Below are 13,536 nucleotides of genomic sequence, written 5' to 3'. Positions count from 1 at the left end.
GCAGGTTTGATGCAGACGAGCATCGGAGGCGTAAGCGTACTATGAAGTACGCTGAGTCCTACGAAGCGGAGCATGCATCCAAGATGTGCAGCACCAAAGGAGCGCGCACGAAGGAGAATATCAAATGGCAGGAACAAAAGCAGGTGGCCGCGCAGCAGCCGCTACAAACAAAGCAAAGTACGGTAGTGATTTTTACGCAAAAATCGGTGCAGCCGGTGGTAAAAAAGGCAAAACCGGTGGCTTTTTCGCTAACCGTGAACTAGCTCGTATTGCTGGCGCCAAAGGTGGCCGCATCAGTCGCCGCAGCAAAAAAGCCTAAGTTATCCAATAAACTAGCGACTCTTTAATTTAACTCCTCTAGACCTGTAGAGGAGTTAAATTTGTCATTTTGCAAAATATGCTTAAAAATGTTAAGCTAAATAATATGGCAACCAGTCCAGAAGCACTCATACCTTACTTTGTCCTTGGCGCAGATGATCCTGAGATGCGCCGCATACGCGATATTTTGGACGGCCAAGGTCTATCCTACGTCGAAGCATTATCTCCAAACGGCGGTCCTGTTAACGGCCAAACTGCATACCAAGCTAGAACAACTGAAATCCCACTAGGGCACAAAGCGGTTTTTGTAGAATGTCAGCCTCAAGGGGTACAAGAATTTGTTCGTATCGATCATCATCGCCCTGGTGATCCAGGCTATGATTTGCCAGCCTCAGAAGCCTTAAGAGCATCCTCATTGGGACAAGTTTTGTTGTATTTAGGTCTTAAGCCCACTCACGAAGATGAGATTCTAGCTGCAAGCGATCATAATTTTGCAGCAGCCTATCGTGGTGAAGTGCCAAATGTTAGTCCTGAAGAAGTGCTGAAGCTTACGATCGACGAAATTGCTAAATCTCACAGCGTAGACCGTTCTACTGTGAAACGGTTAGTCCAAGCTTACAGCGAAGCGCTCAATAACTCTACAAAATTGGATTTTATCGGACAGCCCGTAAGCGATTTGCGAAAAGAACAACTAGGAGATGGTTATTCCTTAGAGTATCTTTCAGCCCAAGTTGCAGTAGTGGTAAAAAATTCAGTGGCTCTGCTTACAACCAACAATGGCGATCCTAATTCAACAAAAGTTGTATTAACCGGGCATGTCAGTGAGGAATCGGCGCAGTATTTTATCGATAATTGGGCGCCCTCGCAAGGACTAAAGTTTATCTATGGCGTACCAAAGCGTGGTTATGCCGGTGGGTATCTGCCAAATCCAGATTCTAAACAGCTGGTTGCCTAGACTTTTCGTCGATACGGCCGACAGAACTTGGCTGAGCTAACTTGCCACTTACTGCCACAGCGCAGACAGCTGTACTGCTTTGATGTGGTCTGTAGGCCCTGAGCCTCGCATTTAGGACAACGACCTCTAGCATGGAGCCAATCACGGTAGGTGTCTAAGCAATCTTGGACATGATTGTTCGGGATTTTTACTCTATAGGCTTTGCTAAGTTTAACTGCTTCTTCCCAGGCTTCCATTTCCAGCTGCAACAGTTCAAAGTCAGAGCTATATTTTTGGTGTGTAAGCAGGGCATGCCCAACTTCGTGCAACAGAGACCATTGACCGCTAATTTGCATATCGTCACCTACAAAATATACCGTACCTCTTTCTGGTGACCAGTAGTAGCTTATTCCTTCCTCAAAGTTTAGGTTAGGGTAGTCATTCTTAAGTTTACTCAGCAGATCCATAACAACAGTATATCTGAAGTTTAATGGCTGGCACACCTTGCGTTTAGGCTTCAGTTAGATCAGTTTTGTTTTGCCATTAAGTAAGCTCCGTAAATTACTGCCTCTTCAGCTCTTACGGCTGGCAGAATCGGTGGTACGCGTAGCATTTTGTCTTCGTATAGTCTCATTTCTTCTTTTAGGTGTTCCTCGAACTTTGCAAAGTGCGAGCCAACCCCGCCGCCAATCACTATGCAATCAGGGGTTTGTGTTGCCACTACATTGATTAGCCCGATAGCAATATTACGTGCGATTGAATACCACAGTGGATCACCAGCGGGTATGTCAGCGGCTCGTTTGCCGGTACGAGCAACTATGGCTTTGCCGCTGGCAAATTCTTCCCAGCGTTGTAGTTTGTCGCCGTACTCAAGCAGCATATGTCCAACTTCTGCATCCAACTCTTCAGGGTCTAATTTTCCCCCTACAACTATGCCACAGCCGATCCCAGTACTAACGGTGATGTATATAACCTTATTATATTTCTTTGCCTGAGCTTCATTTGCCTCCGAAAGACCAGCAAGGTTAGCGTCGTTCTCGATTAAAACCTTGCAACCAACGACTTTTTCAAGATTATCAACGATCGGCAGATTAGACCAAGTCAAGTTGCCAAAAGAGATAGCTATGCCTCTGCTGCGATTAATTCTGCCTGGCAACGCTGTGACACATATCATAAATTTGTTCGTTGTGAGACTGTCTACATTCTTTGCCAATTCAAGTAGAAAATCATTGTAGTCCGGAGGTGTAGGGAACTTAACAGACTGTTTTAACTCGCCATCCTGCGTGAACACTGCCAAAAGCGTTTTTGTGCCACCTACATCAATTGCTAAAACCATAAGCACAATTATGAAGTAGCAAGTAGCAAGTAGCAAGTACCGAGTACTGAGTAGCAGCTCGGCAATTTTTTGAAAATTGAAAATTATGAAAATTGGGATTTGCTAGAACACTTCTCTTGCTTACAGATATAAAACAGAGTATAATTAACTTAAAGTTTGGCGGAACAACACTCTACGGGGTGCCGTAAGCAATAAGGAGGCATTTTATAAAATGTCTAAAGCAGTAACTATGGATGATCTTTTAGCTTCATCCGATATAAAACAACTAAAGTCTGGAGACGTTGTCGAAGGGACAGTCTCTAGCGTACTAAAGCATGAGGTGTGGATCGATCTTGGTTCTTACGGCTCAGGTATGGTCGTTCGACGTGAGTTGGGTAATCAGACCCTAGAACCAGGCCAAAGTTTGGTAGTAAGCGTCGTTGATCCTGAGATGGACGAAGGCTATGCACTGCTTAGTATGCGTCGCGCCGCCAAAGATCGCGGTTGGGATGAGCTTACCAGGGTTCAACAAGCCGGCGAAACTATCGAAGTACAAGCCTATGATGCTAACAGAGGCGGCTTACTGATCGAGCTAGAAGGAATTCGTGGGTTCTTACCTGTTAGCCAGCTTTCACCCGATCATTATCCACGTGTTTCTGGTGCCGACAAAGACGAAATTCTGCAGAAGTTAAATTCCTTGGTCAAGATACCGCTGAGCGTACGTGTTCTCGATGTTAGCAAAAAAGAAAATAAACTGATTTTCAGTGAAAAAGAAGCTATCAAAGATCGCATGCAAGCTCGTTTTGAATCGCTCAAAGTCGGCGATGAAGTAGAAGGCATTGTCACCGGTGTGATTGATTTTGGTGCCTTTGTTAACGTAGACGGTATCGAAGGCTTAATCCATATCAGTGAAATCAGCTGGGAAAGAGTCGAAGACCCTCGTAAATACGTCAAAACCGGTGAAAAAGTAAAAGCCAAAATCATCGCTATCGACAAAGAGCGCCTCAGTCTTAGCCTTAAGCAGATGCAAGAAGACCCATGGCTAGGTGAAGTTAAGCAGTTCAAAAAAGGCGACCAAGTTGAGGGCCGTGTTACCCGCATCACGCCTTTCGGTGCATTTGTTCAGCTTAGCCCAAGCGTCGAAGCACTTGTTCACGTTTCTGAGCTAGGCGACGGCGAAGGCAACGACCCAGAGAAGGTGTTCAAAGTTAACGAAACCAAGAACTTTACTGTCATCGATATCGATGAAGAATCTCGTAAAATTGCACTAAGCCTCAAAGGCAAGGCCGACAAGCCAGCCAAAAAATCAGCCAAAAAAGCTGATTCCAGCAAAGAGGCCGAAGCCGATAAATAACCAATAGCCCCCATGTAAATTTAGCTTAGGCAAAAAGAAAGGAGCGCCACTCAGATGCAACGGACTATCGAAATCGATCAGCTCATTACGGTTGGCGCTCTGGCCGATCTACTGATGTTACCAGTCACCAAGTTGATTGGTGAACTAATGAAAAACGGCGTTTTTGCTACCGTCAACGAAAAAATTGACTACGAAACCGCGCAGATCATTGTCGGGGAGTTAGGCATAGAAGTTGAACTAGTGCGCAAAAAAGCCGAAAAAGATGCGCCCAAGGATCGCTCCGAGCGCCGCAGTAGCGGTGGCGAACAGCGACCACCAATTATTGCTGTGATGGGACATGTCGATCACGGCAAAACTAGCCTACTCGACCAAATCCGCGGCAGCAGTGTCGCCAAAGGCGAGGCCGGTGGCATCACTCAACACATCAGTGCGTATCAGATTGAGCATAAGGGTCGTGGTATCACATTTTTAGATACTCCAGGGCACGAAGCTTTTGCAGCCCTTCGTGAACATGGCGCGCATCTGACAGACCTTGTAATAATCGTGGTAGCTGCCGATGACGGTATCAAGCCGCAGACTTTAGAGGCCATACGTTTTGCACGCAAGGCTGGAGTGCGCATGATCGTTGCCATGAACAAAATGGATAAAGAGGGCGCTAACCCCGACAGGCTAAAGCAGCAGCTTGCCGAACAAAACCTTCTGATAGAAGAATGGGGCGGTGACACGGTCGTTGTGCCGGTCTCAGCTAAAACAGGCGAAGGTATCGACAAGCTTATCGAAATGGTCCTGCTTGTTACCGACATCGAAGAGTTAAAGGCGCGATCAGATGTCCCAGCCAGAGGCCTGGTCATAGAATCACATATGGAAAAAGGCCGCGGTTCTATCGCCGAAGTTCTAGTGGAGGAGGGCACACTCAAAGTCGGCCAATTTATTGTGGCCGGTGGCTCTTACGCCAAAGTTCGCAATCTTGAAAGTACGCTCGGTAAAGCACTAAAGTCGGCTGGCCCTTCAACCCCAGCGGTTATCGTTGGGTTCAAAACTCTGCCACAGTTTGGCGACGAATTCCGCGCAGTTAGCAGTGAGCGCGAGGCTCGTGAGCTTTCGGCAGCCCATACCGCCAAGGAATCTTCCAATGTTTACAACAACCTATCCAGTGGTGAACTTTTGCGCATGATGAATCGCAGCACCAACCTAAGCGAGCGCAACATTATCGTAAAAGCAGATGTCCAAGGCTCTTTGACGAGTGTCATCGACAGCCTAAAGGCCCTAGATACCGAAGAAGTAGCCGTTAGAGTAATCGGTTCTGGTGTTGGCAATGTCAATGAAAACGACGTTTTGATGGCGCACAGTTCCGATGCCATTATCTATGGTTTTCAAGTAGGCCTTCCTAGTGGTGTCAAGCAATTGGCTGCTCGTGACAAAGTTAATGTGCGTCTTTACCGCGTAATTTACGAACTAATTGATGATGTCAAAGCCGAACTATCTAGCTTGCTAGCTCCCGAAGTAGTCGAAACCGTAAAGGGCCGCCTAGTAGTTAAGGCAGTTTTCAAAACCACCAAAACAGAAGTTATCTGCGGCGGTGAAGTCATAAGCGGCAAATTGTCGATGCCAGCCACAGTTCGAGTTAGCCGCAAAGGCGATGAGATCGCCGAAGCCCAGCTCACCCTACTTAAGCGTGGTCCTCAAGAGGCCAGTGAAGTCATCGAGGGTGAACTTTGTGGGATATCGCTGAAGACTAGCGGCAAGCTAATTATTGAGGAAGGTGACGAGCTACAGTTCTTTACGCGCGAGGTAAAAGAGCGTACTCTATAAACTAAAATGGACAGGTATCCGAGCTCCCACGATTCTCACGAAAACAGCTCTAGCGACGACGCGGATGCTAAACGGGCCGAGATTTTAGATAAGCTTGCCAAGAAAAACAGTCGCGAAGGCGGACTCTTCAGCAAAGAAAGTCACGAAGATGATGATGACGATGACGAAGAAAAAGACAGCGACAAAAAAGAAGAAAAAGACGATAAAAAAGACGACAAAAAGTCTAAGAAACTAGGCTCATTTTTTGGTGCTCTAACAGGGGACAAGAGTGAATCTGAAGACAAAAAAGAATTTTCGCTTGGTGCGATTTTTAAGACCGAAGAAAAACCAATAGACGATGTTGAGCAGTCAGATGAAGATATTCAAGAGTCTAACCCAGAAGCAACTATTGTCGAAGAGGAAACGGCTGAGAGCTCTGTGGTCCCCGACAATGACATTGAAGAAGCCGAGGATATTTTTGATTACGAAGCAGTACCGGAAGAAACGGACTATAAAGCAGAAACAGTAATTGAAGATACTACGCCTACTAAGACAATTGTGCCGACACCCGCGGAGCGACCGCCAAAGATTAAACCAGAAGCTGTCGCCCCTGAGACAGAAATTTTCACTGAGAGTGTTGAGCATGTAGAAGTTGATGAAGACATTAGTCCTGCTAGCGAGTTTGACGGTTCTGGCGGTGGAGAAGAGCCACCAGAAGAGCCTCCAGAAGTACCCCCTGAGGAGCCTGAGCCTGAGATAGAATTGTCTACAAGTGAAGTGCCACCCCCTGAGTCGGGCTATGCTGAGACCGCTGCCCCCTCTTCGACTAGCGAAAAAATTGTTGAAACTGAGCGAGTAATAGAAAGACGAGGCGTTGGGCCCGTGGATCTACTCGAGTGGTATGCTATACATCGAGTACACAACAAGGTCAAAAAACAAGCCAAAGAGATCGAGGATTTGCGTAGGTCTGCAGGCGTTGAAGAAAAAGTTCTTTCTGAGGTTAAGCAAGAGATGTTGGACAGCAAAACTCAGACTAACGAGCGGCTAGTACGGCTTGAAACTAAGAGTGATAACAGTGCCAAGACTGGCAGGCCAGAAATCAGACCGCAAGTAGTAACGGCGGAAGATGTAAAGACTATCATCCTAGAAGAGGCAAACAAACAAGAGGTTAATGAAAATCTCGAGCGAAAGGCCAGCGAGGCAGAACAGATTAGTTTGTCTAACAACGAACAGACAATCGAAAGGGTAGGTAATGCCGAAGTCTACCAAAACGAAAACCATGGCTCGGAATACTCGACCCCAGAGAAATCAGCCGTAGCGTCCAATGAACGTAAACCCGAGTTACTCCAAGAAGATACCATAGAAGCTATCGAGCTAGATAGAACCGGCCTTAAATACGAAGAAAGAGAGTCTGCACAGATAGACGAGCAAGAACTTCTTAAGTATGGTCAGATTAACGAAAATTTCAGAGAAAAAGATTATGATCTAAAGCGCGAGATTAAAGACAGCAGCGCCTCGTCTATAGGTTCGATCCTCTCATCCGAAGGCAGCTCCTACCAAGGTATGCAGCCCACTTCTAGCGCACTAAATGATTTATCTGTGGCTGACGATCAGAGCATGGAGCATTCTTCTGTACTAGAGGCGACCAAGTGGATGCTAAACGAGGAGTCAGATCGTATTCGAAAAACCAAACAGCAGAAACAAGCCATACTGAGTGGTACGATAACCGCAGTAGTGATTATGGCATTATATCTACTGTTTAAGCTACTTGCCTAAAGCAATTCTTACTAATTTGGATATTCTCTGGGTATAATTCTTGCCCGAGGAGCGTGCTTAAGAGTAAAATAGTAGTAAATCAGTAACAGGGAAGGGTTATACAAATGTTCAAGCTCGATAATGACTTTTTGGTTTCATTAGGCCTCGGTGCATTACCGCCAGAAGAGAAAAACAAGATGTTGGCACATATCTATGACACGCTAGAAATGCGGGTTGGTATGAAGCTGGCAGAGCAAATGAGCGAGCAGCAGCTCAGTGACTTTGAAAAATTTATAGATAGCAATGACGAATCTGGTGCGCTAAAGTGGCTAGAGACCAACTTCCCTAATTACAAGCAGGTTGTGGCCGATGAATTAGAGAAACTCAAGTCCGAGATTAGTTCCGTAGCACCCCAAATACTTGCCAGCTCTGGCGTAGACCCAAACAGCCCGCCACCAACTCAATCCCCAGCTGCTAACTCAGAAAGCCCGCAGCCAACTACTCCCACCAACTAATATTTGTATTATGCCAGTAATTATAGTATAATTTATATTATGATTAGAGGTTTAGAAGCTCATGAATTTGAGCGGGTACTTAAAAGTGCCAAATTCACCGAAAGGGTCTGCGATCTGGCGGCCTTTACTTTGAAGCACTCCACCGAAGGCGGCCTCGCCGTATACAAGAATCTGAAAACGGCCAAACTTTCAATATCAAAGGTTGATACGCCAGATGTCGAAAAAATGAGGGAAGACGTAGAGCTGGGGATACTCGACATATGGAACTATCAAACTTCTTCTGAAAAACAGTTAACATATTCAGGAGCCGTATTATTCAAGCCCAACACAAGGGTTTACAGGAGAGATATTGCATTGGAGCTACACTCTCATCCAACAGATCAAGGTAAAGATCCACTTTATCATCTAAGACCATCCGCTTTTGATCTTGATGGTACAGAACTGCTCTCTGGTCATAGTCCAAACTCCGTCTCAGCCATTTTAGTGCCGTACAGAGACACAGCCAATGTAATGTTCTATAGACAGACCCCATCCTTCAGAAATGGTGCACCAGTAGAACTCGAATATTTAATTGATGATTCTAGAGAAAAAATTCTTGGTGTAATGGCAAATTATGGCTACTCATTTGTCGATGCCGTGTACAATCTCAAAACTCGACAACTCACCTCCGACCCCGCCAAACTCACCCACCAACTCTTCGTATAAGGTCCGTCCTTATACAGGGGCGAAAAATGTGAATTACCCAGCGATATAGCTTTTTATATCTGTTAAATCGTTTCGCCTATTTTCGTAGTCTTGTGTGAATTCTTTAAACTCAGAAACTGAATTGAATTCTTCCATAATTCTTTCTGGCTGCAGCCAATCTTCATGATCATTATCAACAATAGATCGGTAACTAGAGTACGCATAGTTCTTGTAATACCGCGGATTCAAGTGTATGTAGCGGCTAATATGTGTAAAGTAGCTAGGATCGTCAATCTTGGCTGCTTTGTATCTAGTCTCGAAAACAGGCCCAGTTCTACCATACTTAGTGTTAAAATATCGACTGTAGCTCGTCATTACACATTTCATCAGAGCTGCCATATAGGATTTATCGTTTTGATAGATTAACATGTGAAAATGGTTATTCATCAGACAAAAGCTCAGCAGCTCAACTTTGCCACGTAAGTGCGGGTAGGGACCAAGACGACTTTCTTGAGGCTCTTTAGACAAATATCTAGAGAATAACTTTATAAAAAACTTATAGTCCTCGGTGTTTCTAAAGATAGTCTCTTTGCTCGCGCCGCGGGCGTAGACGTGATAAAAAGTTTCAGGTGTATCAAACTTAATTACATTCCTTGAAGGCATACTATTAAAATATCACATTTTCCTTATCTGTATAAGGTCCGTCCTTATACAGATAAGGAAAATGTGAATTATTGAATTTGATCTGTTAAAAAAGCTATGAATATTAATTTTGGATGCGATTTTTATAGCCCGCCAAAAAGGCCTCGACTGTCATAGGTTTTTTACCGGCAGGTTGTAGCTCTAAGATTTCTAATAATCCACTTCCGCATTGAATCAACAAACTCTTATCTTCAATTATCACTTGGCCAATATTGACTCTTGATTCCTGACTCTTTACTTTTGACCTTGTAATAATCACTTCTAAATCACCAAGTCTGGTGCGGCTCTTTGGCCAAGGCTGAAAGGCGCGAATCTCACGCTCAATTACACTGGCCGGCTTAGCCCAATCAATTAGCCCGTCTGACTTTTCCAACTTTCTTGAGTAAGAGGGGAAATCTGCCGTCACCATACTGGCTTCCATTTGTTCGGCAGGTCCATATTTGCCATCTAAATAATCCGGTAAAATCGCCACCAGCATCGCGTAGCTCCTCCCGATAAGCTTTTTTGTGAGGCTCGACGTTGTCTCACCAACAATTATTTGTTGGTCGCTCTGAGCTAGAAGCTGGCCTTCGTCCATCTTCTCTGTTAAAAGCATTAGGCTAACACCCGTTTGCTTTTGCCCAGAGAGTATCGAATAGGTGATCGGGTCAGCACCGCGCCACTCTGGTAGGAGTGAAAAATGACTATTTACTATTCCAAAAGGAAAATAATCTATAACTTTGCAGCTGACAATTATGCCAAAATCAATTAGTACAGCTACTTTTGACTCAAACTTCTCAGTTTCAAATAAATTATCCAGGTCTTTTTTACTGTTTACTGAGAACTGTTTACTGTTAGCACAGGCATTTAGCATCTCTTTGGCAGTGCTGGGTTTGGTAATAACGGCCTCGATGTCAAAATTACTACACAAAAGCCTCAAGCTTTCAGCGGCTACTGGACCGCTGCCGAAAAAGACTATTCTTATTTTTCCCAAGATTTAACCCCAAAGCTCTTTGTTGCCTTTTATGCTGGCATCATAATTCAGCGGTTCAAGGTGGCCCTTACGGTCAAGTTTGTAAAAAGCCTCTGCGTTATCTTTTATATGATCAATGAATACTACACCGTTGGTATGGTCTATCTCGTGCTGGAATACCCGAGCTAGGAACCCCTCGGCTTTTAAGCGGATCGGTTTGCCATTACGATCAAGTGCTTTGATCCGTACTTTGCTATGTCGAGTAACTTTGCCGTAAACGTCGCGAATACTCAGACAGCCCTCAAAATCTTCTTTCAGAACTCCCTCGTATTTTACGATCTCTGGATTGATGAAAACTTCAAAGTTTCGATTCTCTTTGTCATTAAAGTCCTCGCGGATAATCACCACTCTAGTAAGACTGTCGATCTGAACAGCCGCGAGCGCCACGCCAACTTCATGTTCTCGGCTGTCTTCCCAGGCCAAGGTAGCGGCTTCCATATCGGCAATCAACTTTGTTATGTCATCACTAATGACTGCAACTTTTTTAGAGCGCTGTCTTAAGTGTTTGTTGGGCAAAGTAATGATATCGGCCATTCGTTTTAGTATAACTCAAGCTTCTACCCCTAGCAAAAGCAACTAAAACTAGTCGTGAAACAATTCACAACAAGCTAGTCGGGTCCAGATCAGCCGTCCATCCAGCCGGTAAAGCCCAAGCAATCGCTAGTAGTTTTTTTCTATCCCTAGATTTGACGATTATCTGACGAATGTATTGATTGTTCTCTTTAGCTTTTAGGCCTGGAGCTGGGCCCAGTACGACTACACCCTTAGTCTTTTTGAGTGAATCCGCGAGTGTCGAAGCAGCCTTGTCTGCACCTGATTCAGTTTTTCTTCTGGCCGATAGTTTTAGCATAAAAGTATATGGTGGGTAGTCATGCAGCCGTCTCTCGACTAGCTCGGCCTCATAAAAACCTCTCCAATCAGCACCACGGAGCATAGTAAAGGCCACATGATCTGGTTGGTAAGTCTGAATTATGCAGAGACCATCGGTGTGGCCTCGTCCTACCCGTCCGCTAGCCTGGGCGATTAATTGGTATAGTCTTTCACTACTGGCGAAATCAGGTAGCTGAAGTAGGCTATCGGCAGAAGTAATTACAACCAAGCCTAGTTTAGGTAGGTCCAAGCCTTTAGCTAGTAGTTGTGTCCCAACTAAAATATCTATCTGCCCGTCTTCTAGCTCATTTAGTCTACTACTAAGGCTGTCTTGTTTACTGTTATCAGAGTCAAATCTTGCTACCTTGTAGTCAGGAAAAATCCGGCTAACCTCAGCAGCTAGAGACTTAGTGCCTAAGCTTTTAAGTAGTATCTCACTACTACCACAGTCAGGACAGACAACTGGCAGTCTTGAACTATAGCCACAGGTATGGCAGATCGCCTTATTTTTGTCCTGGTGATAAACCAGATTATTATCGCATTTCGGGCACTCGAATTTCCAAGCACAACTCTCACATAGTACCAGCCTAGCACTCCCACGCCGGTTATGTAAAACCATAACTTGATGTTTATGTGACAACGCATTTGCAATCGACTGAACTACTTTGTTGCTCAGGTATGGGTTTTTAGTAAAGTCTTTTCGATCTTTTTGATCGATAATTTCTATCTGTCTTTTCGTATTATTGCCGGTTGCCAGCAGATTGAGTTTTATATTTGTATACTTTTTAACAACACTAAAGTAGTATTCACGAATCGGTGGAGTCGCGCTGCCATAGATAATTTTTGCACCGTGAATTTTGGCAAGCGCGGCACTTACGTCATTTGCATGATAGTGTATCCCATCGAGCTGTTTGTATGCGTTTTCGTGGAACTCGTCTACGCAAATCAGACCATAATCTTTGACAGGCAAAAACAGGGCAGAACGTGGGCCAATCAGCACCAGTGGTTCTTGGTTGCTTGCTATTTTTTGCCAAATGGAACGTCTAACAGCAGCACTCATCTCCGAGTGGTAATTCACAACTCTATTAGAACCAAAAAAGTTCAGCGCTCTCTTGTAAAGGTGCTCACTGAGAGGTATTTCGGGCGATAAAATTAGCACACTTTTGCCTGCATCAAGTGTTTTCTGAGCCGCTTCAAAATAGATTCTTGTTTTGCCGCTACCTACTACACCCTCCAATATTATTGGCGCTTTCGATTTTTCTATTGATTTTAGAGCTGATAGCTGAGCTTTAGTTAGTGGTGGCTGATCTTGGATTTTAGATGTTGGGGCAGTTTTACCTAAAATCTCTTTTTTTGCTCTAGTAAGCAGGTAGTTTGGTAAAAAAAGTGGAGACAATTCATCGCTTTTAAATGCGTAATAGGACTTGAACCAGCGAGCAAAGTCCAAGAATCTCTCGCCAAGTACAATGGTTTTTTCGAGATTAGTTATTTCTTTTGCCTCAAAGCTTGGAGCCTTAGGGTTCTGTCGGAGCACCACCCCAGGAATTAGTTTTTTACCAAAAGGCAAGGCCACAAGGGTGTTAACAGCGATTTCATTACCTGATGAATAGGTAAATATACTAGATTTTCCAGCAAACTGAATCAGTGTCTCCACATCGTAGTACATAGTTCAATATTAGCAGGGAGAGGTTGTAAGTCGCTAAGAACGTACCAATTAAATAGTTTCTATTTTGACAGAAGATGAATTACTAGAGGCAGTAGCATTAGTAGTATGGCAATCTCGATGTATATCCCGCTAGGTCGTTCGTGTTTCTGAATTCTTTTATGAAATTTGGCGAAAGCACTTCTTGGCTTCATATATAACTTTTTGTTGTTTGTGAAGTATTCGTATACCCACATAAAGTCTGGTGAGTAGGCGACCCAGCCAACCCAAAACATAGACCATTTATTAAGGTAGGCTGATATCGCAGCGAAGCTAAGCGCGAAAAGCGTATCGAATGTAACGATTGTTTTATACTTTCTTGATTTGTCTCTGGATTTCTCTGAGATGCCGTAGTGTGGCAGTGAGTCGTAAACGAAGTGCGATATGAACGCCAGAGGCACCGCAAAGTATGGCGGCAACAGAGCGCCAATAACCATACCTGTTAATCCGTGAACCGAAGCAGTCATAGCTTAAGCATTATATCGGTAATCTAATTAATACTCAAAACTTCGCAAGCGTTACAATGCTGAAGAAGTAAACAAAAAAATCTTGTCTAGGTTCAAACACATCGAGAACACTCTAGA

At 44.4% G+C, this 13,536-nt stretch carries 14 protein-coding genes; 7 read left to right on the top strand and 7 right to left on the bottom strand.

Features of this window, described 5'->3' with window-relative positions; all coding sequences use genetic code 11:
* Positions 1–124: 124 nt before the first annotated feature.
* Positions 125–319, top strand: coding sequence for a hypothetical protein (locus IPO96_00915; protein QQS65109.1), 195 nt, complete (start codon positions 125–127; stop codon positions 317–319).
* A 105-nt stretch (positions 320–424) separates the two neighbouring features.
* Entirely contained in the window at positions 425–1,273 is an 849-nt protein-coding gene (locus IPO96_00910) for a hypothetical protein (protein ID QQS65108.1), read from the top strand.
* Here the strand turns inward: IPO96_00910 and IPO96_00905 are convergent.
* Positions 1,270–1,719: a hypothetical protein gene (locus IPO96_00905; protein QQS65107.1), complete on the bottom strand. Its 450-nt coding sequence runs from the start codon at positions 1,717–1,719 to the stop codon at positions 1,270–1,272. The two genes, IPO96_00910 and IPO96_00905, sit on opposite strands and share 4 nt — an antisense overlap.
* Positions 1,720–1,778: 59 nt before the next feature.
* Entirely contained in the window at positions 1,779–2,588 is an 810-nt protein-coding gene (locus IPO96_00900; protein QQS65106.1) for an ROK family protein, read from the bottom strand.
* Between the two features lie 211 nt (positions 2,589–2,799).
* On the opposite strand from IPO96_00900, the gene IPO96_00895 reads away from it, so the two are divergent.
* From IPO96_00895 to IPO96_00875, 5 genes are all read left to right on the top strand, one after another.
* Positions 2,800–3,921, top strand: a complete 1,122-nt coding sequence (locus IPO96_00895; protein ID QQS65105.1) for a S1 RNA-binding domain-containing protein — start codon at positions 2,800–2,802, stop codon at positions 3,919–3,921.
* A gap of 54 nt (positions 3,922–3,975) precedes the next feature.
* Complete coding sequence (locus IPO96_00890) at positions 3,976–5,733, top strand: translation initiation factor IF-2 (protein QQS65104.1); 1,758 nt, start codon at positions 3,976–3,978, stop codon at positions 5,731–5,733.
* Positions 5,734–5,739: 6 nt separating this feature from the next.
* Positions 5,740–7,488: a hypothetical protein gene (locus IPO96_00885; protein QQS65103.1), complete on the top strand. Its 1,749-nt coding sequence runs from the start codon at positions 5,740–5,742 to the stop codon at positions 7,486–7,488.
* A gap of 104 nt (positions 7,489–7,592) precedes the next feature.
* Positions 7,593–7,982 (top strand): hypothetical protein, encoded by a 390-nt coding sequence (locus IPO96_00880; GenBank protein QQS65102.1) that lies wholly within the window; start codon positions 7,593–7,595, stop codon positions 7,980–7,982.
* Between the two features lie 39 nt (positions 7,983–8,021).
* Complete coding sequence (locus IPO96_00875) at positions 8,022–8,687, top strand: hypothetical protein (protein ID QQS65101.1); 666 nt, start codon at positions 8,022–8,024, stop codon at positions 8,685–8,687.
* A gap of 33 nt (positions 8,688–8,720) precedes the next feature.
* On the opposite strand, the gene IPO96_00870 is transcribed toward IPO96_00875, so the two are convergent.
* From IPO96_00870 to IPO96_00850, 5 genes are all read right to left on the bottom strand, one after another.
* Positions 8,721–9,329 carry a transposase gene (locus IPO96_00870; GenBank protein QQS65100.1) on the bottom strand — a complete coding sequence of 203 codons (609 nt, stop codon included), beginning with the start codon at positions 9,327–9,329 and terminating at the stop codon, positions 8,721–8,723.
* Between the two features lie 103 nt (positions 9,330–9,432).
* A complete protein-coding gene (locus IPO96_00865) occupies positions 9,433–10,341 on the bottom strand; it encodes a methionyl-tRNA formyltransferase (GenBank protein ID QQS65099.1) in 909 nt (302 codons plus the stop codon).
* A gap of 3 nt (positions 10,342–10,344) precedes the next feature.
* Positions 10,345–10,914 carry a peptide deformylase gene (gene def, locus IPO96_00860; GenBank protein QQS65098.1) on the bottom strand — a complete coding sequence of 190 codons (570 nt, stop codon included), beginning with the start codon at positions 10,912–10,914 and terminating at the stop codon, positions 10,345–10,347.
* A 64-nt stretch (positions 10,915–10,978) separates the two neighbouring features.
* Positions 10,979–12,916 carry a primosomal protein N' gene (gene priA, locus IPO96_00855; protein ID QQS65097.1) on the bottom strand — a complete coding sequence of 646 codons (1,938 nt, stop codon included), beginning with the start codon at positions 12,914–12,916 and terminating at the stop codon, positions 10,979–10,981.
* A 59-nt stretch (positions 12,917–12,975) separates the two neighbouring features.
* A complete protein-coding gene (locus IPO96_00850; GenBank protein QQS65096.1) occupies positions 12,976–13,419 on the bottom strand; it encodes a hypothetical protein in 444 nt (147 codons plus the stop codon).
* Positions 13,420–13,536: the final 117 nt, after the last annotated feature.

This window comes from Candidatus Saccharibacteria bacterium (genome assembly GCA_016700315.1).
Taxonomy (GTDB): Bacteria; Patescibacteriota; Saccharimonadia; order Saccharimonadales; family SZUA-47.
The sequence above is the reverse complement of the archived record's forward strand: the minus strand, read 5'-3'. Positions and strand labels throughout refer to the sequence as shown.

Excerpts from the sequence above, each read along its gene's own strand:
- IPO96_00915 (QQS65109.1), top strand. The coding sequence starts at position 125 with ATGGCAGGAACAAAAGCAGGTGGCCGCGCAGCAGCCGCTACAAACAAA.
- IPO96_00910 (QQS65108.1), top strand. The coding sequence starts at position 425 with ATGGCAACCAGTCCAGAAGCACTCATACCTTACTTTGTCCTTGGCGCA.
- IPO96_00905 (QQS65107.1), bottom strand. The coding sequence starts at position 1,719 with ATGGATCTGCTGAGTAAACTTAAGAATGACTACCCTAACCTAAACTTT.
- IPO96_00900 (QQS65106.1), bottom strand. The coding sequence starts at position 2,588 with ATGGTTTTAGCAATTGATGTAGGTGGCACAAAAACGCTTTTGGCAGTG.
- IPO96_00895 (QQS65105.1), top strand. The coding sequence starts at position 2,800 with ATGTCTAAAGCAGTAACTATGGATGATCTTTTAGCTTCATCCGATATA.
- IPO96_00890 (QQS65104.1), top strand. The coding sequence starts at position 3,976 with ATGCAACGGACTATCGAAATCGATCAGCTCATTACGGTTGGCGCTCTG.
- IPO96_00885 (QQS65103.1), top strand. The coding sequence starts at position 5,740 with ATGGACAGGTATCCGAGCTCCCACGATTCTCACGAAAACAGCTCTAGC.
- IPO96_00880 (QQS65102.1), top strand. The coding sequence starts at position 7,593 with ATGTTCAAGCTCGATAATGACTTTTTGGTTTCATTAGGCCTCGGTGCA.
- IPO96_00875 (QQS65101.1), top strand. The coding sequence starts at position 8,022 with ATGATTAGAGGTTTAGAAGCTCATGAATTTGAGCGGGTACTTAAAAGT.
- IPO96_00870 (QQS65100.1), bottom strand. The coding sequence starts at position 9,329 with ATGCCTTCAAGGAATGTAATTAAGTTTGATACACCTGAAACTTTTTAT.
- def (QQS65098.1), bottom strand. The coding sequence starts at position 10,914 with ATGGCCGATATCATTACTTTGCCCAACAAACACTTAAGACAGCGCTCT.
- priA (QQS65097.1), bottom strand. The coding sequence starts at position 12,916 with ATGTACTACGATGTGGAGACACTGATTCAGTTTGCTGGAAAATCTAGT.
- IPO96_00850 (QQS65096.1), bottom strand. The coding sequence starts at position 13,419 with ATGACTGCTTCGGTTCACGGATTAACAGGTATGGTTATTGGCGCTCTG.